The 22,646-nt window shown below is 63.4% G+C and carries 19 protein-coding genes and 1 other RNA gene; 6 read left to right on the forward strand and 14 right to left on the reverse strand.

Annotation, left to right across the window (positions count from 1 at the left end):
* Positions 1–69: 69 nt before the first annotated feature.
* The 5 genes from ACMDW7_RS05985 to trxA all read right to left on the reverse strand — a co-directional run bounded on the left by ACMDW7_RS05985 (position 70) and on the right by trxA (position 5,729).
* Positions 70–1,446: an MATE family efflux transporter gene (locus tag ACMDW7_RS05985; protein ID WP_377302396.1), complete on the reverse strand. Its 1,377-nt coding sequence runs from the start codon at positions 1,444–1,446 to the stop codon at positions 70–72.
* Positions 1,443–3,314 (reverse strand): ArnT family glycosyltransferase, encoded by a 1,872-nt coding sequence (locus tag ACMDW7_RS05990; protein WP_377302394.1) that lies wholly within the window; start codon positions 3,312–3,314, stop codon positions 1,443–1,445. The genes ACMDW7_RS05985 and ACMDW7_RS05990 overlap by 4 nt, the downstream gene beginning before the upstream one ends.
* A 154-nt stretch (positions 3,315–3,468) precedes the next feature.
* Positions 3,469–3,729 carry a type B 50S ribosomal protein L31 gene (locus ACMDW7_RS05995; protein ID WP_054126828.1) on the reverse strand — a complete coding sequence of 87 codons (261 nt, stop codon included), beginning with the start codon at positions 3,727–3,729 and terminating at the stop codon, positions 3,469–3,471.
* A 194-nt stretch (positions 3,730–3,923) separates the two neighbouring features.
* A complete protein-coding gene (rho, locus tag ACMDW7_RS06000) occupies positions 3,924–5,186 on the reverse strand; it encodes a transcription termination factor Rho (RefSeq protein ID WP_377302392.1) in 1,263 nt (420 codons plus the stop codon).
* A gap of 216 nt (positions 5,187–5,402) precedes the next feature.
* On the reverse strand, positions 5,403–5,729 hold the full coding sequence (gene trxA / locus ACMDW7_RS06005) for a thioredoxin TrxA (RefSeq protein ID WP_377302390.1): 327 nt from the start codon (positions 5,727–5,729) through the stop codon (positions 5,403–5,405).
* A gap of 219 nt (positions 5,730–5,948) precedes the next feature.
* On the opposite strand from trxA, the gene ffs reads away from it, so the two are divergent.
* The 4 genes from ffs (at position 5,949) to recR (ending at position 8,794) form a co-directional block, all read left to right on the forward strand.
* Positions 5,949–6,046, forward strand: an RNA gene (gene ffs, locus ACMDW7_RS06010) — signal recognition particle sRNA small type.
* A 59-nt stretch (positions 6,047–6,105) separates the two neighbouring features.
* Positions 6,106–7,788 (forward strand): DNA polymerase III subunit gamma/tau, encoded by a 1,683-nt coding sequence (gene dnaX / locus ACMDW7_RS06015; protein ID WP_377302388.1) that lies wholly within the window; start codon positions 6,106–6,108, stop codon positions 7,786–7,788.
* A 57-nt stretch (positions 7,789–7,845) separates the two neighbouring features.
* Complete coding sequence (locus ACMDW7_RS06020; protein ID WP_377302386.1) at positions 7,846–8,172, forward strand: YbaB/EbfC family nucleoid-associated protein; 327 nt, start codon at positions 7,846–7,848, stop codon at positions 8,170–8,172.
* Between the two features lie 22 nt (positions 8,173–8,194).
* Positions 8,195–8,794, forward strand: a complete 600-nt coding sequence (gene recR, locus ACMDW7_RS06025) for a recombination mediator RecR (protein WP_377302384.1) — start codon at positions 8,195–8,197, stop codon at positions 8,792–8,794.
* A 57-nt stretch (positions 8,795–8,851) separates the two neighbouring features.
* On the opposite strand, the gene ACMDW7_RS06030 is transcribed toward recR, so the two are convergent.
* From ACMDW7_RS06030 to ACMDW7_RS06070, 9 genes are all read right to left on the reverse strand, one after another.
* Complete coding sequence (locus ACMDW7_RS06030) at positions 8,852–9,664, reverse strand: arginine N-succinyltransferase (RefSeq protein WP_377302382.1); 813 nt, start codon at positions 9,662–9,664, stop codon at positions 8,852–8,854.
* On the reverse strand, positions 9,664–10,713 hold the full coding sequence (locus ACMDW7_RS06035) for an arginine N-succinyltransferase (protein ID WP_377302380.1): 1,050 nt from the start codon (positions 10,711–10,713) through the stop codon (positions 9,664–9,666). Before ACMDW7_RS06035 ends, ACMDW7_RS06030 begins: the two co-directional genes overlap by 1 nt.
* Positions 10,710–11,564: a helix-turn-helix domain-containing protein gene (locus ACMDW7_RS06040; protein ID WP_377302378.1), complete on the reverse strand. Its 855-nt coding sequence runs from the start codon at positions 11,562–11,564 to the stop codon at positions 10,710–10,712. The genes ACMDW7_RS06035 and ACMDW7_RS06040 overlap by 4 nt, the downstream gene beginning before the upstream one ends.
* A gap of 64 nt (positions 11,565–11,628) precedes the next feature.
* Positions 11,629–12,396, reverse strand: a complete 768-nt coding sequence (locus ACMDW7_RS06045) for an ABC transporter ATP-binding protein (protein WP_377302588.1) — start codon at positions 12,394–12,396, stop codon at positions 11,629–11,631.
* Between the two features lie 82 nt (positions 12,397–12,478).
* Positions 12,479–13,597, reverse strand: coding sequence for a succinylglutamate desuccinylase/aspartoacylase family protein (locus tag ACMDW7_RS06050; protein ID WP_377302377.1), 1,119 nt, complete (start codon positions 13,595–13,597; stop codon positions 12,479–12,481).
* Positions 13,594–14,286, reverse strand: a complete 693-nt coding sequence (locus ACMDW7_RS06055) for an ABC transporter permease (RefSeq protein WP_377302375.1) — start codon at positions 14,284–14,286, stop codon at positions 13,594–13,596. The genes ACMDW7_RS06050 and ACMDW7_RS06055 overlap by 4 nt, the downstream gene beginning before the upstream one ends.
* Complete coding sequence (locus ACMDW7_RS06060; protein WP_377302373.1) at positions 14,283–14,978, reverse strand: ABC transporter permease; 696 nt, start codon at positions 14,976–14,978, stop codon at positions 14,283–14,285. The genes ACMDW7_RS06055 and ACMDW7_RS06060 overlap by 4 nt, the downstream gene beginning before the upstream one ends.
* Before the next feature lie 31 nt (positions 14,979–15,009).
* Complete coding sequence (locus ACMDW7_RS06065) at positions 15,010–15,804, reverse strand: ABC transporter substrate-binding protein (RefSeq protein WP_377302371.1); 795 nt, start codon at positions 15,802–15,804, stop codon at positions 15,010–15,012.
* 50 nt (positions 15,805–15,854) lie between these two features.
* A complete protein-coding gene (locus tag ACMDW7_RS06070) occupies positions 15,855–17,156 on the reverse strand; it encodes a cyanophycinase (RefSeq protein WP_377302369.1) in 1,302 nt (433 codons plus the stop codon).
* A gap of 377 nt (positions 17,157–17,533) precedes the next feature.
* On the opposite strand from ACMDW7_RS06070, the gene ACMDW7_RS06075 reads away from it, so the two are divergent.
* On the forward strand, positions 17,534–20,260 hold the full coding sequence (locus tag ACMDW7_RS06075; RefSeq protein ID WP_377302367.1) for a TonB-dependent receptor: 2,727 nt from the start codon (positions 17,534–17,536) through the stop codon (positions 20,258–20,260).
* Between the two features lie 492 nt (positions 20,261–20,752).
* A complete protein-coding gene (locus tag ACMDW7_RS06080; protein WP_377302365.1) occupies positions 20,753–22,279 on the forward strand; it encodes a DEAD/DEAH box helicase in 1,527 nt (508 codons plus the stop codon).
* The last annotated feature ends 367 nt before the right edge of the window (positions 22,280–22,646 follow it).

Consider the following 22,646-nt stretch of genomic DNA (forward strand, 5'->3'; position numbering starts at 1 on the left):
CAGGCCGGGTAGCCGCGCGTGAACTGTGGACTGATTGCGCCGGGGCGCAATGTCAGAAAGCAGCCGATTTTAGGTGCCGCAGCCTGACGCCCCGCTTGCCAGCAGATGCGGTTTCAGCTCGCGTTGTTCCACCCAGCGCAGGAGCAGCGCTAGGCCTGCTGCCGCAACCATCACGCCGACCGCCGCGGCGATCCAGAAACCGCTCAACCCCCATCCGACGGCACCCGAGGCGCGTGGCGCGTGATACGCCAACCAGAACCCACCTGTTAGACCGAGCCCCCACAGGCTGGCGGCGTAGATGACCGTCGCTGCCGTAGCGACGGCGGGCCGCTTGTAGGCGCGAAGCAGGCCGGAGAGGCAGCCCTGGGCCGCGTCAAAGCAGTGAAACCATGCGAGGATCGGCATCAAGGCCAGCGCCAGTGAGGCCACGCCGGCTTGATTGGTATAGCCACGTGCGATCCACGGCCCTGCGACCACAAATGCAGCACCCACCGCCAATGCGCTGCCAAGGCACAGCGCCAGCCCCTGCCTCGAGTGGCGCAGTGCTCGCGCATAGTCATGTGCACCCAGGGACTGACCGACAAGCACTGCACTGGCGTTGGAAAGCGCGAGCGGCACCATGAAGGCGAGCGCGGCAAGATTGGCAAGGATCTGGTGGGCGCCCGCCACCTCTGCGCCCATGCGCGCCACCAGTACCGCAATCAGGGTGAAGCTGGAGACCTCGATGGCAACTGCCGCGCCGTTGGGAATCCCGAGTGCGAGCAAGGTGCGCATGCGGGTCCATGCGGGCCGCACCCAATGAAATCGGAAGAGTGCGTACGCGGGGTCCCGCCGCAACAGCACGGCCAGAATGAAGATGTTGACCCAGGCGACGGTCAGTGTGGCTGCGGCGCAGCCGGCCGCGCCCATGGCCGGGATCGGCCCGGCGCCCCAGATGAACAGCGTGTTCAGCGGGATCTTCATCGCCACACCGCCCAGGTTAAGGTACATCGTCACGCGCGGGCGGCCGATGGCCGAGTTCAGGCTCACGCCGACGCGCAGCAACAGGGCGGCGGGCAGTGCCCAGGCGATGATCGTCAGGTACTTCGAGGCTTCGGCAGCGACCTCGGCACTCGGTATGGCCCAGGCCAGCCAGGGCGCCGGAAAAGCAAGGATCACGCCGCCTACCAGCGCCAGTCCCAGGGCCAGCCAACACGCCTGTACCGTGTCCTCGCCCAGCTCGGTGAAACGCTTGGCGCCAAAGTGTTGCGCGGCAACGGGCTGCAGGGCCATGCACACGCCCATCAGGCTTACAAATACCGTGGCATAGATGCTTGCGGCAAGCGAGACTGAGGCCAGATCCACAGCGGACGTGCGGCCCACCATGACCGTGTCGATCAGCGCATTGGCCATCACGGCCAGCTGCGCAATCAGCATCGGCCAGGCCAGCTTGAAGATGTCCTTCAACGTGTGGTCCGGCCGTTGTCCGGGCGCGCGTCCAGGCGATAGAGACGGAAGCGCTCGTCGCGATCAGAAAATCTGCGGCCCTCCCAGACCAAGGTCCATTGGCCGGGTTTGGGCCCTTCGGGCAGCGCGGGCAGAAAGACGCTTTCGGACAGGGCTCGTAGCGAGTCCTGGGTCAGCAGCCACTGGCACGAGACGGGTACCGGGCTGACAAAGGCATCATTGCGCGCACCATCTCCGAGGATGTCTTCCTTGGTTTGCCCGGGTGCTCCCACAGCTCGCGGTTCTAGGCGCAGCTGCGCGAAGTAGCCGAAGATCGCACGTTGCGGCAGGGACAGGCGTTGCGTGGACACGCACTCATCCAGATGCTGTTGCGGCAGTGCCGCCTTCATCGCTAGGGCCACGTCGCGATAGGTGCGCGTGTGATTTATCCAGGGCATCCACAAGGTGGTCAAGAGGAACCATCCGGTGAGCACGCCCACGCCCGAGATGATCATGGCGCGCCAGACCACAATGGGCTTCTTGGCCGTGCGCCACCAGACGGTGTAGGCCCAGAAGAGCGTGGCAATCACTGCGAGAATAAATGCCAGAACCGAGAAGCTTGGTACCCAACCCGGCGCAAGCTTGGTGAAGTTGCGCGACAGCGTGGGCGGCCAACCGGCCTGCATGGCCAGATAGCCCAGCCACACCAGGAAGATGCCGAAGCTCAGCGACATCAATGCGAACCAGTCGATCGCGTTGCTGGTGGAGCGCGACAGCGTGGGCAGCAGAAAGGCTGCAAGGATGAAGCTGCCCGGGAGCACGGAGACCATCAGTGCCTCCTGCCCTTCTGCGCTGATCACCATGATGTACAGCAGATGCGTCAGCACGACTGCGGCAGGCAGCATCATGTGGGGCGCTGAAAGCCGCTGTCGCCAGCGCCACACAGCAATCAGCGCGAAAGGCAGCGCTGGCCAGCCGAAGATGAGCAGATTGCGCGCAAAGTAGAGCGCCACGCTGCTCGACTGACCGCTGTTGGCGGCCAAGTTCCATTTGAACCACGCCTGCAGGTAAGCCTGAGCCTGCGGCCCTTGCTCTCGCAACAGGTAGAGCCACAGCGCGGTCGGTGCGAGCGCGAGCGGCAGAGTCAATAGACCGAGATAGCGGCGCGCCGGCGCCATCGGCCTGTAAAAGATGGCGAGCGCAAGAACGACCAGACCCAGCGGTAGCGCGGCCTGCTGGCCCCGAGTCAGCAGCAATGCGCCAAGTGTGATGCCCAGCCAGACAGCGCCGGCGCGCGGGCGTTCGAGTGTGACGACCAACCCGTACATGGCCAGACAAAGCAGGCAGAACTGCAGCGCTTCGGGCGTGGCCTCGTGCAGCCGCAGTAGCAGGCCCAGGGTCGCAAGCAGGGTTAGTACGGCACCGTCTGCAATCGCACGGCCGTAGTCCCGCGGTTCAGGTGCACCGCCGAACAGAAATTGAACAGGCTGCGCCTGCCGAGTGCGGGCAAGCGTGTAGGTTGCGTACCAGGTCGCTGCGACGGCCAGCCCGGTGGCAAGTCCGGTCGGAATACGCGCCGCGAGCGGTTCGCCGAACATGCCGCCAAACAGCCAAATGGACAGGGCCGACAGCCAATAGGTCAGCGGGCCGTCCTGCGCAACAGGATCGCCCAGAACATTTGGCATCAGCCAGTCGAGCAGGTTTCCGTGGGCCATGGTCCAGGCGACGCCGAATGTGACGGCGTCGTCGGTCCGCCACGGGTCGCGGCCGATCAAGCCTGCCGCGCAGTACGCGACGACCATGGCCAGAAGGATGGTGCGTGGCAGTTTGCGCGTCGCCCGCTCGGTGAGCAGGGCAGGATTCTTGCGCAATGCGGCGGGGCTCACCATGGAGGAAATGTAGCGCGCGAGACAGACAGGAGTGCGAAGTGAGCAGACGCCGCGTGAACCCTGGCGCCGCAAAGCAAAAGAGGCAGCTTGCGCTGCCCCTTTTGCTTGGGGTGCATGCTCTTCTGCATGCACTGCTGTGCCGTGAGCCTTGGGCTCAGGCAGCCTTGCCCGTGGCGCGGGCAAACTTCTGGCGGAACTTGTCGATGCGACCGGCGGTGTCGAGCACCTTGTTCTGGGCACCGGTGTAGAACGGGTGCGACTCGCTCGTCACGTCGCACTTGAACAGGGGGTATTCCTTGCCATCCAGCTTGATCGTCTCGCGCGTCTGAACCGTCGAGCGAGTGATGAATTGGACGCCGTTCGTTACATCGACAAAAACGACATCGCGGTAGTCAGGGTGAATGCCTTCTTTCATGGTGCCCTCGTCATGGATTGGATCGCCAGCGGCGTCGGCAAGCTGCCTGGATGCGCGCCACGTGTCCTGGGTGAATGCTGCAAAGCCTTGAATTATCTCAGATTTTTGATGATGCCGTCCAAGTGGCACTCTGGAGGCACGCCTGTCGATGCGCTAAATGCAACTTGCTGCCCTGAATTGCCTGATTGACGGTCTCACCCGCCGCGTCGCATGAGTTCGAAGAACTCCGCATTGGACTTGGTTTCCTTCATCTTTGAGAGGATGAACTCCATCGCCTGCGCTTCGTCCATGTCGTAAATGAGCTTGCGAAGAATCCAGATCTTCTGTAATTGGTCCTTCGGGATAAGCAGCTCTTCGCGGCGCGTACTGGACTTGTTGAGATTGATCGACGGGTAGACACGCTTTTCTGCCAGGCGCCGCTCCAGGTGGATTTCGCTGTTGCCCGTGCCCTTGAATTCTTCGTAGATCACGTCATCCATGCGGCTGCCGGTTTCGATCAGCGCGGTGGCGATAATGGTGAGCGAGCCGCCTTCTTCGAGATTGCGTGCAGCACCGAAGAATCGCTTGGGACGTTGCAGGGCGTTCGCATCTACACCACCGGTCAGCACTTTCCCCGAGGCCGGCACCACGGTGTTGTAGGCACGAGCCAGACGGGTGATCGAGTCCAGAAGAATGACAACGTCCTTCTTCATCTCGACCAGGCGCTTGGCCTTCTCAATCACCATTTCGGCCACCTGCACGTGGCGCGGAGCGGGCTCGTCAAAGGTAGACGCCACCACCTCGCCGCGCACGCTGCGCTGCATTTCCGTGACTTCTTCAGGGCGCTCGTCGATCAGCAGGACGATCAACACGGCGTCGGGATGGTTGGCAGAGATGGCGTGTGCGATGTGCTGCATCATCACCGTCTTGCCGGACTTCGGGCTGGCGACCAGCAAGGCACGCTGACCGGCGCCGAGTGGCGCGATCATGTCGATGATGCGCCCGGTAATGTTTTCCTCGCCCTTGATGTCACGCTCAAGAGTGAAGCGGCGCGTCGGATGCAAGGGAGTGAGGTTCTCGAACATGATCTTGTTCTTGATCTGTTCGGGAGGGACGCCATTCACCTTGTCGACCTTCACGAGCGCGAAGTAGCGCTCGCCGTCCTTGGGTGTGCGGACTTCACCTTCTATCGAATCACCTGTGTGCAGATTGAACCGACGAATCTGCGACGGCGAGATGTAGATGTCGTCCGGGCTGGCCAGATAACTCGTGTCTGGTGAGCGCAGGAAGCCGAAGCCGTCAGGTAGCACCTCAAGCACGCCGTCGCCGAAGACCTGCTCACCCTGTTTCGCGCGGCGCTTCATGATGGCGAACATGAGCTCCTGCTTGCGCATGCGGGCGGCGTTCTCGATTTCGAGCGTTCCCGCCATTTCGACGAGTTCGGTGATGTGAAGCGCCTTGAGTTCGTTCAGATGCATGAAAGGCCAAGCCTTGGGGAGAATGCCGCGAACGCGGCGAGAACTGGATGAGTTGGAGGGGGAAGCCGTTCGGCCTCGCGGTGGCTCGACCAGAGCTGAACTCTGGGAGCGCTACCGGGTGCTGCGTAGCAGCAAGACTTGTTGAATTATGGCGCCGGGATCTTGGGCGCGCAAGTTGCGAACGGGTCGGCGTTGCGCGGACCCGTCGAGTTCAAATCACAGGTGCCCTTCAAGGAAGGCCGTCAGTTGCGACTTGGAAAGCGCACCAACCTTCGTGGCCGACACCTGCCCGTTCTTGAAGAGCATCAGCGTCGGGATGCCACGAATGCCAAACTTGGCCGGCACGTCGCGGTTTTCATCGACATTCATCTTCGCGACCTGCACTCGCCCTGCGTAGTCCTTTGCGACTTCGTCGAGGATCGGGGCAATCATCTTGCACGGGCCGCACCATTCCGCCCAGTAGTCCAGCAACACGGGAACGTCGGACTGCAGAACTTCGGCGTCAAAAGACGCATCGCTGACGTACTTGATCGAGCCGCTCATGGCATTTCCTGTAAGAGTGAAAGCAGATCGCGCGCATCCTCCCGGATTGGCAGGGCGCCCTTATCAATATGGGTCAAGATGTTACACGTGCAAGTGCGGCGCTACATTGGCTTGCGTAATCGTGGCGATAGCGGCGGCCTGCTTGCCCAAAGCCTTGCGACTGCGCTTGCCATGCCTCTGCGGCGTGTCGCGTATCGACTCGGAGATACACTTCATGTTGGTGGGCCCCCTCGCATGGGAGTCCGGGAACCGGGTCAGGTCGGGAACGAAGCAGCCCTAACCGGTCGCTTTCAGTGCCGAGGTTCAGGCTCACCTTTGACATTTCGCGGGTCGCCCAAGCGTGCGGCCTGCCATCTACCCTCTCAGGCGTGAACGCATGAGCTATCAGGTGCTTGCCCGCAAGTGGCGGCCCAAGTCCTTTGGTGCCGGTCTCGTTGGTCAGGAGCACGTTGTGCGGGCGCTGAGCCACGCGCTTGCGAGTGGTCGGCTGCATCATGCGTACCTGTTCACCGGAACACGCGGGGTGGGCAAGACCACCCTCTCCAGAATTCTTGCCAAGGCGCTCAATTGCACCGGCCCGGACGGACAAGGGGGAATTACCTCTGAGCCGTGTGGTGTGTGCGAGTCATGCAAAGCCATAGATGCAGGGCGATTCATTGACTACGTCGAGATGGATGCTGCAAGCAACCGTGGTGTCGATGAAATGACCACGCTGCTTGAGCGCGCTGTGTATGCGCCTACGGCCGGCCGTTACAAGGTGTACATGATCGACGAAGTACACATGCTGACGAACCACGCCTTCAACGCCATGCTGAAGACGCTGGAAGAGCCGCCGGAGCACATGAAGTTCATCCTTGCGACAACCGATCCGCAGAAGATCCCGGTCACCGTGCTGTCGCGCTGTCTCCAGTTCAATCTCAAGCAGATGCCAACCGGTGCGACTGCAGAGCATCTCGCACGTGTTCTCGGCGATGAAGGCATCGAAGCCGAGCCCCATGCACTGTCGCTGATCGCACGCGCAGCGCATGGTTCCATGCGCGACGCCTTGAGTTTGACTGACCAGGCGATCGCCTTCTGTGCCGGACCGATCACCGCGGCTGCCGTGCGGGAGATGCTCGGCGCTGTCGATACCGGGCATCTGGTCGCGCTTCTGGATGCGCTGGCCGCCCGCGATGCCGAGCGCCTTGGTCGTGAACTCGAACAGATGGGTGCCCGGTCCATCGGCTTCGAAGCGGCCTTGTCGGATCTCGCCGCCCTGCTGCACAGAATTGCGCTGGCGCAGAGCATCCCGGGCAGTGCTCACGATGACATCGCTGACCAGCAGGATGTGCTTCGGCTCGCGGCAGCCTTTGCGCCGGATGAAGTTCAGCTCTTGTACGGCATTGCGCTCAAGGGGCTGCAGGAACTGAGTTGGGCCCCTGACCCGGCAACTGGCTTCTCTATGACGCTTCTGCGGATGCTCGCGTTCGTGCCGGTGGCTGCCGCTGCAGAGCCGCCCAGCAAGCCGCTGCTTGCGCCGCGCCCGGTCAGCAGACTGTCTGTCCCGGTGCCGGCCGTCGTAGTCGCTCACCCCGAGCCTGCGTCTCAATTGCCGGCATCACCCGAACCCGTGGTTCGCGCGACTCAACCCGCGCCGCAGCGCGCCTCGGCCTCCATTTCAGACTGGCCTGGCCTGGCCGGCCGCCTGCCATTAACCGGGATCGCCCAGCAACTTGCCTTGCAGAGCGCATTGATTGCGGATGATGGGGAGTCGCTGGCACTGTCTGTGGCGGCACGCGGCCTGTCCAGTCCAGTCACCGTCGGAAAGCTGGAACAGGCTTTGGCCTCAAGCGGGTATCGCCGCAAGGTCGAGGTCCGGCTCGATGAGCAGGCCTCGACCGAGGGCGCAGGTGCACCAGTGACGGCGCATCAACGCATGGAGCTGGAGCGTACGGTCGCTCGCCAGGCGCTTGAGAGCGCCGTCCAGAACGATCCGGTTGTGCGTGAGATTCAAGACCTCTTCGGGGCCAGCGTGATTTCCTCGTCGATCCGGGCTCCGGAAGCCGGCACGCAGGGCTGATACTCACGACGCGCCAACCTGAAGCAGCCAAACACATCCACCTTTGAGGAACTTGTCATGATGAAGGGACAGATCGCAGGCTTGATGAAGCAGGCACAGGCGATGCAGGAAAACATGAAGCGCATGCAGGACCAGCTCGGCCAGATCGAGGTCGAGGGTTCTGCGGGGGCCGGCATGGTGAAGGTTGTCATGACTTGCAAGCACGACGTGAGGCGAGTGAGCATCGACCCCAGCCTGCTCGCGGATGACAAAGACATGCTCGAGGACCTCGTGGCGGCAGCCTTTAACGATGCCGCGCGAAAGGCCGAGCAGACCTCGCAAGAGCGCATGGCCAGTGTCACGGCGGGATTGCCGCTGCCCCAGGGCATGAAGTTTCCTTTCTGACGCCGCTTCGTGAGGGGATCGCATGAGCCCCCGGGCTGATGCATTTGCAAGATTGCTCGAGGCCTTCGAGCGGCTACCTGGTGTCGGCCCGAAGACCGCCCAGCGCTTCGCCGTTTACTTGCTGGCTGAAGACCGTATGGCGGCGGCGCAGCTGGCTGACGCCTTGGGCACCGGGCTGCAAAGAATCGGTCGCTGTGCCCGCTGCAACACATTTTCGGAGTCCACCTTGTGCAGCACGTGCGCTGACGAGTCGCGAGACCCTAGCGTGCTTGCAATCGTGGAAACACCTGCGGATCAACAAGCACTTGAAGCGACGCTTGGATATCAAGGGTTGTACTGGGTCCTGATGGGGCGCGTGTCGCCACTCGACGGTGCAACGCCACAGTCTCTGGGCTTTGAGGCGCTGCTTGATCGCGCCAGTGATGGCCAGGTGCGCGAGGTCATCATTGCGACCAACTTCACGGTGGAGGGCGAAGCCACAGCGTTCATGCTCTCGGACCTGCTCAAGCGCAAAGGTCTCAAGGTCACACGTCTCGCGCGTGGTCTGCCGGTGGGTGGCGAGCTCGAATACGTCGATCTGCCGACGCTTGCCGCCTCGCTCAGGGACCGCCGGCCTGGCTGATCGCTACGAGACGGGTCGGTGCAACCGAAGGTTTGCGCCCTTGGCTCGCGGATCAGCTCAAACCGCCAGTTCGTGCCAGCGCGCAACGTGCACCGGGCCGGCGTCGATCAGATCCACCAGACCCGATTCGCGAAGTCCCAACCGCACGAGCCCTTGCTGAAAGCCTGCTAGCGCTTGATCGGCTTGACCGATTTCGCTCTGTGCTCGCTGCGGCAAGAAGGCTGCGTACACCGGTAGCCGTGGCAGCAATTCAGCGACCCCGGCTTTCCAATGCGGCTGATCGAGTCCGGAGGCGTCCAGACCGCTCAGCGCAGGCGGGCAGAAAGGCCGCCCCAGTGTTTGCCAGAACGCCGAGCTTCCATCTGCGGCGTGTACGCCCCGCAGCCGAACGAATACCTGGCCAGTTGCCGGGGGCTTTGCCTCAGCGCGCAGATGCCGAAGCGCGCTTTCCAGCAGCGCTGCCGGTGCCGTGCCTACAGCGAGATCTGGCAGCGCTGCCAGTATTTCGAGCGCGCTCATCCCATGCACGTCGTGACCGAGTTGGAGTGTCTGCACCGCATGGAGGATCCCCAGATCTTCGCTGGCATGAACAGTTCGGCCCAGACGCCAGACCGGATACGCCTTGCGGGTGCCGAAGGCGGGCGTAAAAGTCCCTACCGCCACTATGCCTCCACCGCTGCTCACAACGAACAGCGTCGCTTCATCTGGTGGCAGAGCCGTCGGGTCCGCCGGAGCGGCCCAGGGCCCACGCAATTGCTCGAGCCACCAAGTCACGGGCAGACGCCAGCCTGACTGGTCGATCGCGTGCTCTTGCAGCAGGTCGAGAATTGCGTCCCGGTCTGTTGTCCGGGCGAAGCGGATCTGCAGCATCACTCGCCTCCTGTGGGTGTCGCGTTCAATGACGCGATTCGCAGTTCATCGCCTTCAACAATTTCGAGCAGCCCGCCGTCTTGCGCGCCGATGAGGAACACGCCGTCGCGAATCTGGCCGCGGACAATGCTTGATCGTGGGTTGGAAGTCGCTGTGTTCAGCGCAATGAAGAGCTCACCTGCCGGCTGGCCGAAGCGTACGGGCATGCGGCGGCTGCCACGCGGCGTGCGCAGGGTGTCAAGTCGAGCGTGGACTGTCGGTCCGCCATCGAACAGATCGACGTAGGTGTTTTCGTCAAAGCCCTCATCCATGAGGATCGAGAACGGCAGCTCGGCCGACGGGTGCAACTGGCCAATCGCCAAACGTGCTTGCTCTGGCAAGAGTGTCACGTAGATCGGTGCCTGTGGCATGAGTTCGGCGATGAACGACTTGCTGCGGCCGCCTGCGATGCGCTCGGCCTGTGCGTAGTCCATGTTGAAAAAGCGGCGACCGACCGCGTCCCAGAACGGGCAGTGTCCTGCGTCATCGCACAGTCCCGGGCTCTCCGCGGCAACGCGGTCGGCAAAGCGCTCTGGATGCTCGGCCATGTAGAGCAGGCGCGCACGCGAAAGCAGCTGCGGCCACGGGCTGCTTTCGAGATGGGGCTCGATATAGAACGATGTCAGCAGGCTGTAGCCGCTGAGGTCGTGGCACAGATGCAGCACGTGGATGCGGTTGGACAGATCCAGCGAGCGGGATGTATGCACCACGATCTCGTTGCGGTAGCTATAGAAGCGATCGTGAAAACCTGCGCTGGCCGTGATGCCGCTTACGCCCGCAACATGGCCGCTTGATATCTCTTCGAGCACGAAGAAATAGGTTTCTTCAGTCGGAGCATCCACATCCGAGTCGAATGAGTGGATTGATCTCCGAACCTTTTCGAGCAGGCGATCCGTGTCCTCTGGCAAAGACGTGACGCCAATCGCCGCCGCCCGCGCAATTCGTTCGATGTGGGGGAGATCCGACAGCCGGCTAGGCCGCAGGACATAGGTACTGGGTGATGTGCTCATGAGGACGTGCTTCCTGCCTGCCAGTAGGTCGATACGCGGCGGCTGCGTTCCTCGCGCGGTGTCATGCCGAAGTGCGCGCGATAGGTGCTGGAAAAGTGCGGGCCGGAGGAAAAACCGCAGGCCAGTCCGACCTGCAGAATGGATTGCGAGCTTTCCTGGAGCAGCGTGCGGGCATGGGCCAGGCGCATTTCCAGGTAGTGCTTCGAGGGCAATGTGTCCAGGTGCTGCTTGAACAGGCGTTCCAGCTGCCGGCGCGACACACCTACCAGTCGCGCGATGTCATCGCCCGGCAGTGGTTCTTCAAAGTTGGCTTTCATGAGCGCCAAGGCTTCGGTCAGCTTGGGGTGCGTCGTCGTCCGGCCCAGCGGCCCAGAGCCGCCTGAGTCCGGTGCAGTCACCGCCACCGTGTCGGACGCAACGGCCCAGCGATTCAGGTACTCCGGTGCCCAGCGTTCGAGCGCCGCTCGACCAACGAGATCGGCAAGTGCTTTTGCGTCGACTTCGATCGCGTTGACCGGCGGGGCAGATGTCATTTCGCCGCGCAGGAAGAATCGAAGCTCCGCTGGGCGCGCCAGCCAGTCGAAAGCGGAACGACTTTCGGGGTCGACGACGCGGTCCGTTGCCGTGACGACGCGTACATCAGCATGTTCCGCTTCGTCCGAAAGGTTGGTGCGGAGCATGATGCCCTCGGCGGTCAGAACATCGGTTTGCAGCGCAGGCGCCGACAGCGCGAGCCTTGTCTCGACGGGCGCGGCGATGGCTTTCAGTGAGTGGTTCAGCCGTGCGAGCTGCGCGATGGGTTCGAGCGACTGTCCTGGCGCGACGAGGACGGCGATCCGGATCGTTCGCATCAGATGCTCGCACCCTGCGGTATTGCCATGCCTGTCTCGCGGGTGGCCTGCACCGGCGCAGCGGCTACTTCAGACCGCTGGAGAGAAACTGCTGCAGGCGCGGCGATTGCGGACGGGCCAGTACCTCGGAGGGATGGCCGGACTCCTCCACCATGCCCTTGTGCAGAAACAGGGTCTTGTTGGAAACCTCGCGCGCAAACTCCATCTCGTGTGTCACGATGATCATGGTTCGACCTTCCTCGGCCAGGCCGCGCATGACACGCAGGACCTCGCCCACCAGCTCAGGGTCCAGCGCAGAGGTCGGCTCGTCGAACAGCATGACTTCGGGCTGCATCGCGAGCGCACGGGCAATGGCCACCCGCTGCTGTTCACCGCCGGAAAGGTGGGCTGGATACAGATCCCGCCGGTGCCATACGCCGACGCGGTTCAGATAGGTTTCGGCGCGCTCGGTGGCCTCGGCCTTGCTCAGTCCCAGCACATGCATCGGCGCTTCGATCACGTTCTCCGTGACCGTCATGTGGGCCCACAGGTTGAAGTGCTGAAACACCATGGTGAGGCGGGCGCGCATCGCGGCCAGCTGGCGGCTGTCGGCTGCCTTCAGCGTGCCGTCGCGATCCGGCACCAGGCGGAGCGCCTCCCCATCCAGCTTGATCGATCCCTGGTTGGGCTGCTCGAGCAGGTTGATGCAGCGCAGGAAGGTGCTCTTACCCGAACCGCTGGCACCGATGAGCGTGAGCACATCACCGGACGCAGCCTGCAGGCTGACACCCTTCAAGACCTCCACGTCGCCGAATCGCTTGTGGATATCGCTGACTTCAAGCTTGATGGGCATCGTCGGGCTGCTGTTGAACAAAGGGTTGACGGCATCTGCGGGCAGTGCATCGAGCGGTTCGAGGCGGGCATTCATGGTCAGCCTAAGCACTGAGCAGTCGACCGTGGCGGAAGGGTACACGCCCGGCCACCTTGCAGACATTCGTTCCGGAGGTCACGAACGATCGGGCTTCGCGCGCATACATCACTCCAGATGTATGGCTCACGATGTCCGCGGTCTGCCCTGAAATAGGATCAATCACCTGCGCCACCACATCCTGTGCGCTGACGAGATCGCCAGGGTTCTTGATGAAGGCGAGTACGCCACTGATCGGTGCGGCGAGTGTGGCGCTGCCGGCAAGCGGAGTCGCGTCCGCAGCAAGTGGCGGCAGCGCAGCGGCTGCGCCGCGTACATGGCCTTCAAGGCGAAGAAACTCGATGATCTGCCGAGCATCTGAACGTGCGAGTTCCAGATTAATGTCGCGCGTTCCGCGCAGCTCGACGGTGACGGATGCGCAGCCCAGTGCGATCGGCGTCTCGGTGCCGAACGATTGTTGTAGGCGCCACCAGATCTGGCTGCACGCCTCGTCAAAGGGTGAGTCACCCGATTCCGTGGCGAGCAGCGTCGCCTTGGCCTGGAGCAGCCGGGCAAGCGGCTCGACACGAGGCCAAAGGGGCGTCAGGGTGTAAAGGTGCATCACCGCTTCGCTGTCGCAGTGCAGGTCGAGCACGATGTCCGCGTCAAACGCGAGCGAAAGCAGGGTCTTGCGCAAGCTCGCGAGTTCCGTGGCTGCGGGTACAAGCGCGAGCTCTGCGCGAATTGCCTCGCGAATCACGCGCGTGTTCGCCTGCTCATCGGCGCCGAGCAGGCCGGTGATGCGTGCCTTCACCGCTTCAAAGAGATCCGGGTAGTGCCTGTTGAAGTTCTCGCCGAGGCCAAAGTCAAAACGGCCGATCGGCGTGTGCAGCAGCATCTGGGACAGGCCCAGCGGATTGCTCACGGGCACGACCACGATCTCGCTGAGCAGCTCACCCGAAGATTCGAGGGCTGCCAGTTCCTTGCGCAGGCAGTGGGCGACAAGCATGCCCGGCAGCTCGTCTGCATGAAGGGAACCCTGGATGTACACCTTGCGGCCTGCATCTGCCGGCCCATAGTGATAACTGATGACCTCCCGGTGGGTGCCGGGTGTCTGGACGGGCAACCGATGTTGTTGGCTGATCATGATTTTCTGGGTTGCAGGTAGACAAGCCAGCGCTTCTCGATCTGGCGGAAGGCCAGCACCAGCACGCCGGTTACGGCCAGGTAGAACACGGCAGCCGTCAGAAACGCTTCGAACGGCAGGTAGAAGCGGCTGTTCATCTCGCGCGCGGCGCCGGTCAGATCCAGCAGCGTGACGACGCTCGCCAGCGAGGTGCCGTGCAGCATCATGATGACCTCGTTGCTGTACGCGGGGATCGAGCGGCGCAGCGCGGAAGGGATCACGATCCGGCGCAGCATCAGCGCACGCGACATGCCGCAGGCGCGTGCCGCCTCGATCTCGCCACGCGAGGTGTTGCGGATCGCTCCTGCAATGATCTCGGTCGTGTACGCACAGGTATTGATGCCAAAGGCCAGCACCGCGCAGAACCAGGCCGAGGACAGCCAGGGCCAGGCAAAGGAGTTGCGCACAAACTCGAACTGAGCCAGCCCGTAATAGATCAGGAACAGCTGTACCAGCATCGGTGTGCCGCGGATCACGTAGGTGAACGCCCGAACCGGCAGGTTGGCCAGACTGTCCGCTTGCGCACGCAGCACGGCCAGCGGCAAGGCAAACACCAGACCGATGGCCAGCGATGCCGCCAGCAGCTGAAGGGTGGTTCCCAGGCCATTCAAGTACTGAGGGAGGGACTCAACTATTGCGTCCCAGTTCATGCGCGAGCCTCCCGGACACCCCTGGAGAATCGGCGCTCCAGATGGCGGAAGACGAGACCGGAAAGGCTCGTGATTGCCAGATAGATCGCACCTGCGGCCAGATAGAACAGGAAGGGCTGCTTGGTTGCGCCAGCCGCCTGGGAGGCCTTGTGCATCATGTCAGTCAGCCCGATGACCGAAACGATGGCCGTGGATTTCACCAGCACCAGCCAGTTATTCGAAAACGCCGGCAGGGCAAGACGCACCATCTGCGGAAGGATGATCCGACGCAGTGTGTGCCAGCGCGACATACCGAAGGCGTGCGCGGCTTCCGCCTGGCCCGAGGGGATGGCCAGAATGGCACCGCGGAAGGTCTCGGTCAGGTAGGCACCGAAAATGAAGCCGATGGTGAGCACGCCGGCCACAAAGGGATTGATGTCGATGTAGCCGTCGTAACCCAGCCTCGCGGCCAGACTGTTGACCAGCACCTGGCCGCCAAAGAACACCAGCAGCATCAGGACCAGATCCGGTATGCCGCGGATCACTGTGGTGTAGGTGTTGGCCGACCAGCGCAGCGCACGTGAGCGTGACAGCTTGGCTGCCGCGCCCATCAGCCCGAGGATGCAGGCGATCGCCAGCGAGGACAGCGCCAGACCAATCGTGATCGTGGTGCCGGCCAGCAGGCTGGGCAGGTAGTCGAGCAGGGCGTCCATGCGAGAGCTGGGTCAGGCCTTATCTGGGTACTTACTTGGCAGGTGCGTCGCCGTAGATGTCGAAGTCGAAGTACTTCGCGGCGATCCTCTGGTACGTGCCATTTGCGCGCACGGCCTTGATGGCTGCGTTGACCTTGTCGCGCAAGGCGGCGTCCTGCTTGCGGAAGGCTGCGCCTACGCCGATGCCGAAGTACTTGGGATCGACCAGCAGTGGGCCATCGAACTGGAAGCCCTTGCCGGCCGGTGTCTTCAGGAAGCCGCGCTCTGCGGCCAGCCCGTCCACGACCAGCGCATCGACGCGGCCTGCGGTCAGGTCCAGGTAGGCGTCGTCCTGCTTGGCGTAGCGAACGATTTCGCTTTGCTTGAACACGTCCGTGACGAAGCGATCATTGATCGTTGCGCGCTGCACGCCGATCTTGCGGCCCTTCATGCCCTCGGTCGTGAACTGGAACTTCGTACCGGCCTTGACCACGAAGCGGTTGGGCGTCTTGTAGTACTTGTCGGAGAAATCCACCGATCTGCGGCGTTCCTCGGTGATCGACATGGACGCCATGATCATGTCGAACTTTCGAGCCTGCAGCGCAGGGATCATGCCGTCGAAGTCCTGTTGCACCAGCGTGCATTGCGCTTTCATTTCCGCGCACAGGGCATTGGCCAGTTCGATCTCGAAGCCGATCAGCTTGCCATCCGGGCCTACCTGCGAGAACGGAGGGTAGGAACCTTCCACGCCGATGCGGATGCGGGTCCAGTCGTTGGCCAGTGCTGCGGTGGATGCAGCGGCCAGCAGGCTGGCGAGGGTCAGGCGCTGCAGCAGGGTCTTGATCATCTTCGGTACTCCAGAGTCTTGTGCCCGAATGCAATGGGCGAGTGTTCAGTTCAGCGCTTGGCCGGTGCCGAACCGGCGCCCGGCGCTGCAAGCGGAGTGTAGAGAGGCCGATTCATGCGGACGGGGGTCACGTCAAGCAGCATGTTGGCGACGGTGTAGTCCTCGCCGCCGAAGCTGCCGGTGAACCAGCCGATCGTGTCTGCGCCCTTGTACAGACGGAACTCGAAGCCGAGGTCCGGCTTGCTGTCGGTGGCCGCCGGCGCGCCGCTGTAGGCCAGACCAAAAGCCTCACGTTGCTTGTTGTCCAGCAGGTTGCCCATCGCGTTGACGATGATGCTGTCGCCCAGCATGTCGGGCCAGTAAGCGTCTGTGCTGAAGTAGGGCTTGAAGTCGGCCGCATTCGGATCGATGCGCAGGTCCTTGAGCTTTTGCGGCGACGGCGTGATCGCGCGCTTGCTCAGGTCGTAGCGGTCGCCGCGATCCAGGTAGGTCAGGCGCGCGCCACGGATGTTGAACTCAGCCACGGCTGCATTGCGGGTGGCTTGCGAAAGGTCGACGAGCAATGCCCCCTTGGTGCCGATCACCTCGATCTGGCTGCCTCGGATGATGGCGGCAGAGTCTTCATCGACACCGATGCCCCACGTGTAGCCCTTGGCCTGCATCAGCGGCAGCATGCGCCCGAAGCGGCCGCGCTTGAGGAAGTGCTGATCTACAAACAGTGCATCGCCCACGAAACCCAGGCCGCGGTCGATCTCCTTGCCCTCGCGCATGCCGTGCTTCATCACGTTGAGCACGTCCTGCGCGTCGCGGAACATGGTGGTGGACATGATGGCGGCACCGGCGCTGGACCCGGCCACCACGCCGCCAGCCCGATACACATCCCATACGGCCTGGAGCAGGGGCGTGGGCTTTCCGCCGGGCTGCAGGGTGTCGGCGATGCGTTCCTGCGCACCCCCGGTGAAGTAGACGCCGCGCGCAGCGCGCACCTTAGCGATCAGTGCGGGGTCTTCCACGGCCTTCTTCAGGTCCACATCCTTGAGCCGCGGCGCCACAGGAATGTGCTCGGCCACCGCGCCATGCTTTTGCAGAGCTGCGATCGTCAGTTCAGCCGATCGGTTCGGGTTGCCCGCGGCCGTCGCAAACACCACGAAGCGCGCACCCTTGCCGCCTGCGAGCTGCACAAGGCGCGCCCACACCGCGTCGTTGTCATACTTGAGTGCGCCACCGATCGGTACGGCGTAGCCCAGGGTCTGAGCTGGCGTGCTCGCCGGCGCCTGAGCAGCGGCCACAGCCACGCTCAAGCTCAGGCTCAAGCCGATCAGGAGTCGGTGTATCAGGCGCGGACGCAACATTCAAAGCTTCCTTGTCGATGCTTCAGGGTCGATCGCTGTGCAGGGGCTGCACTCATTTGGGTGCACGCACCATCAGAGTGCAGCGTGAATACCGGTGTGTGCATTTGAACAAGAGCCGCTGCGCTCGTGGGGGCTTGCATGACCGAACACCGCTTGTGTGAAAGTCGATGTCGCAATCCCATAAGGTGCGCCGATGTGTCTGCAACACGCCCTTTCAGCTTTGCGACCGACACTTTCAGCTTTGCGACTTTCCACCCGGCGACCCATCCGGAAGCGACGAACGCGTCGATAGACTGAATCTGTCCGCATTCGGTGTGTCGCATCTTGGAGACCGCACTCTTCACCGAATCGCGTTCAACCGCCCAGGGGGAACCAGCATGTCATTGAACGCCGGCGCGTCGCGCCGCTTGATCTCGAATACTCACTCGGACGCCGCACCCGTGCTGCGTCCTGTCGCGTTTGCGGTGGCCTTTGCCTTCGTGGCGGGTGCCGCTGTGGCGCAAACCCAGCCGGCCAACCCGGATACGCAGCAACCCACGCAGGTGCAGCGCGTGGAGATCACCGGCTCGAGCATCAAGCGTCTCGAGGGGGAAACTGCACTGCCGGTTCAGATCATCACCAAGGCAGACATCGAGAAGAGCGGTGCTACCACCGCGGCCGAACTCCTGACCAAGGTGTCCGCATCGGCTGCCCAGCTGACTGACGGTGCCAGCTTTTCCGACATCGCCGGCCAGCGCGGCTTCAACGGCGCCAACCTTCGCGGCATCGGTGTGTCGTCCACGCTCGTGCTGCTCAACGGCCGCCGTCTGGCCAACTTCGCCTCGCCTGGTGGCAACAGTGGCGTGGACCTGAATGCCATTCCAGCCGCCGCCATCGAGCGCGTGGACGTGCTGAAGGATGGCGCCTCGGCCATCTACGGCACGGATGCCATCGGCGGCGTGATCAACTTCATCACCCGGCGCGACTATCAGGGCGGCGATTTTTCGCTGTACCGCTTCGACACGCAGCACGGCGGCGCCGCCAAGACGATCGCGACCGGTTCGATCGGCTTCGGCGACATTGCCAAGGACCGCTACAACGTCTTCGCCACCCTGGACTACCAAGACAGTGAGGCGCTGCGCTCCACCCAGCGCGACTGGATCGGCTCGGTCTATGACGAGGCCCTCGGCCTTGATGTGGGCAGCTCCAACACATTCCCGGCCAACGTGCGCCGCCTGAACAGCGCCGGCCGCCCGACGGGCAGCCGCCTGAACCCGTCAGCGCCGAACTGCAACCCGCCCGCCACGATCTACTCGCCTGGCAGCTTCGTAGGCTCCAGCGCCTGTCTGTATGACTACATGCAGGACACCGAGATCTACCCGGCCAGCAAGCGCCTGTCCCTGATCACGCGCGGCACGTTTGCGGTGACCGACGAGCATCAGGTCTTCGCGGAGTATCTCTACAGCGACACCAAGACCAACTACCGCATCAGCCCGCTGACCATCACAGACCTGAACTACCCTGCGGCCGGACGCTACTACCCGACCTCGCTGGGCGTGACAGGCCCGCTGCGCGTGAACATGCGTCTGTCTGAGGCTGGCGGTCGTACCAACGACGTGGACGCCAACGCACAGCGCCTGATCGTCGGCGCCAAGGGCGTCCTCGCCGGCTGGGACTACGACACTGCCATCAACCGCAGCGAGAACACCGTCACCGACGCGTACGTGAACGGCTACGTGCGCCGCACCGACTTCAACAACGCTTTTGCCACGGGCAACATCAACCCCTTCGGCCCGAGCGATGCCGCCGGTCTGGCCCTGCTCAACAGCACCAAGATCCGCGACGACGCCCGCAAGTCCAAGGGCGTGACCGACAGCTTCGACGTCAAGCTCTCGCGCCCGATCTTCCAGTTGGCTGGGGGCGAGGCCGCGATTGCCCTGGGTGCGGAATACCGCCGCGAGTCACTGGACTTCACGCCCTCGGCCCTGCTGGCTGCCGGCGAGATCCGCGGCGACGGCCCGGCCACACCGCTGTCGGCCAGCCGCAAGATCACGGCCGGCTATGCCGAGCTGAGCCTGCCGTTCACCAAGCAGCTGGAAGCGCAAGTCGCCCTGCGTGGCGACCGCTACAACGACGTGGGCAACACGACCAACCCCAAACTGGGCCTGCGCTATTCGCCCACCAAGCAGTTCCTGCTGCGCACCAGTTACGGCACGGGCTTCCGCGCGCCTTCGCTGTCGGACCTCTACGCTCCGCCGCGCCTGGGTCAGACCAACGGCATCTATGACGACCCCCTGGGTTGCGCCGCTGCCCGCGGCACGGCGTTTGCGGCCGACTATTGCGGCCTGCAGCCGGACAAGCTCACCGGCGGCAACAAGAACCTCAAGCCCGAGGAGAGCAAGCAGTTCTCCGCCGGCTTCGTGTTCGAGCCCGCCCGCGTCATGACCATGAGCGTGGACTACTGGCGCATCGAGAAGACCAACGTGATCAGCGCCCCCGAAGGCGTGCTGTTCAGCGATCCCGTGCGCTTCTCGCAGTTCATCATCCGCGACACCGCCCCCTCGCCGATCCCCGGCATTCCCTCGCCGATCGTGTCCGTCGACTCCAGCCTGAAGAACTTCGCTGCGCTCAAGACCGACGGTTGGGATCTCGGTGTGGATGTGCGCCTGCCCAGGTCGGACTACGGCCGCGTGAGCCTGGGCTTCAACGGCACCTACGTCAACAACTACAAGACGCAGGAGGGCGCCGGCGCCCGCTACATCACCGCCGTGGGCCGCTTTGCCAATGACCAGGTCGTGCAGCGCTGGCGCCACACCGCCACGGTCAACTACGACTTCGGCGACCTGGGCCTGACCCTGCAGCAGACCTACTACAGCAACTACTACGACCAGAATCTGGACGGCGCCGGCCGCGTGCGCAAGATCGGTGCGTACGAGCTGTTCGATCTGGCAGGTTCGTATCAGGTCAGCAAGCAGCTCAAGGTTCGGGCAGGCATCAAGAACCTGCTTGACAAGAATCCGCCGCGTTCCAACCAGGTCTATTACTTCCTGGCCAGCTACGACCCCAGCTACACCGACCCGCGCGGCCGCAGCTTCTACGCCTCGGTGGCGTACAGCTTCCGCTAAACCGCGAAGTCATTCCCCGCAGGCCCGACCGTCTCGGCCTGCTTGTCCCGAGCCCGCAGCATCGCTGCGGGCTTTTTTTGTTCTCTAGTTTCAATGATTTGTTGAATATCATTGATTTTGGTCTTCACTTATCAATAGAATATTGAAAGTATCTTTGCCCCGGTTTCCGCATGTGTGGTGCGGATTCCCGGCTGATTCTGGGTGTCCACGAACAGCGCGCATCTCACGAATCCGCTTCTTCCGGCGTCCACCCCTGCGACCCGGTCCTTCGGTCGGCCCGCCTGTCCTCCGGCACACAGCCCGAATCGCCCGGCGCCCGCTAGCAGTCGCCTACACTCGCGGGTTGCATCGGCAGCAGGTGCGGCGCGCGCCGCGCCCGAGCTGACGGCCCCGCTGCACACGCTTTTCACGGCCGAGCCCATTTCGACCCCATTCGACCCCTCCGCAGAATCCGCTGCGACCACTGTCGAGACGAACGATTCTGCGAGCCCAATGAGTACGACCCCAGAGATTTCCGACACCCCCGAGTCCGCCGCTCCGGCGCAGACGCCTGCTCCCGCTGCCGCCAGCCCGGAAGTGCTGTTCCGCGACTTCGGGCTCGACACGCGCATCCAGGCCGCCATCGACGCGATCGGCTACCTGCGCCCCACGCCGATCCAAGCCCAGGCCATTCCGCTCGTGCTTGCAGGGCGCGACGTGATGGGCGCCGCGCAAACCGGCACCGGCAAGACGGCAGCCTTCACGCTGCCGATCCTGCAGCAGCTCGTCGCGCATGAGAGCACCAGCACCTCGCCGGCGCGGCACCCAGTGCGCGCACTGATCCTCGCGCCCACGCGCGAGCTGGCGGACCAGATCTCGGTCAACGTCACTCAATACGCCGCCAAGACTGCACTGCGCTCGACCGTGGTGTTCGGCGGCGTGGACATGAACCCGCAGACCGACGCCCTGCGCCGCGGTGTGGAAATCCTCATCGCCACCCCCGGCCGCCTGCTGGACCATGTGCAGAGCAAGAACGTGGCGCTCGGCCAGGTCAGCATCCTGGTGCTGGACGAAGCCGACCGCATGCTGGACATGGGTTTTTTGCCCGACCTGCAGCGCATCGTGAATCTGTTGCCCAAGCAGCGCCAGACGCTGCTGTTCTCCGCCACCTTCTCGCCGGAAATTCGCAAGCTGGCCGCCAGCTTCCAGAAGAACCCGGTCACGGTGGAAGTGGCGCGCCAGAACGCCACGGCCACCAACATCACCCAGCGCATCTACGCGGTGAGTGAAGACGACAAGCGCAGCTGCCTCGTGGATCTGCTGCGCGCAGAAGACCCGCGCCAGGTCATCGTCTTCTCCAACAGCAAGCTGGAAACCGGCCGGCTGGCCCGCTTTCTGGAGAAGGAAGGCTTCGCGGCCGACGCCATCCATGGCGACAAGTCGCAGAACGAGCGGCTCGCGGCGCTGCAGGCCTTCAAGGACGGCAAGGTCGAGGTGCTCGTGGCCACCGACGTGGCCGCCCGGGGCCTGGACATTGCCGAGCTGCCCTGCGTCATCAACTTCGACGTGCCCTTCAACCCGGAAGACTATGTGCACCGCATCGGCCGCACCGGCCGAGCCGGCATGCACGGCCGCGCGCTCACACTCGTCACCCCGGGCGACTCACGCAACTTCGCGCAGATCGAAAAGCTCATCAATCGCTCCGTGGAAGTGGCCACCTGGACGCCGTCGCGCCCGCGCCGCCCGCGCGAGGAGGGTTTCGGCGAGCGCAGCGACCGTGGCGAACGCTACGGCCGTGACCGTGACGGTGGACGCGAGGGTGGAAGAGACAGTGGGCGCAGCCGTGGCGAGGGCTCCGGCGGCCGCAGCAGCTACACGCCGCGCCCTGCAGCCTTGGACCCCTTCTTCACCCAGCCCTACGAGCCCAGCGCGCCCGTGGACGGCAGCGCGGCCGGCACGCCGGCGGCCTCCGGTACCAAACCTGGCGCGCCGCGCGTGCGCCGCCCTGTGGCCGCACTGCTCGGCGGCCGCAAGAGCTGATCGACGCGGCGCGGCGTAGCCGCGCTTTGGCGGCGCATCTCAGTGGCAGGTCACTGGCATGAGATGCAGCGCCGAATTCCGGTGTGCAATTCGGCCCGAGATCCGCACGGAGCATGCGGAAAGCCGCTACTTCTGATCTTCAAGTCATTGTTGAAAAGACTGCATCTTTGCATGTCATTTTCAAATGTTCTTCGGGAATCTCACTGACTTGAGTGGGATCTTGCGGCATCGCGCGTTAGCGTGAGATGCATCATTCGGCTGGAACCTCAAAAACACGCCGAGATCCGCGCTCCATATGCGGAAACTGGCGGATCGACATTCTCAAACTGGGTTGATCAATGAGGCCATTCTGGCGTCACTTCTCAAT

This window comes from Piscinibacterium candidicorallinum, assembly GCF_047549485.1.
GTDB lineage: Bacteria > Pseudomonadota > Gammaproteobacteria > Burkholderiales > Burkholderiaceae_C > Piscinibacterium > Piscinibacterium candidicorallinum.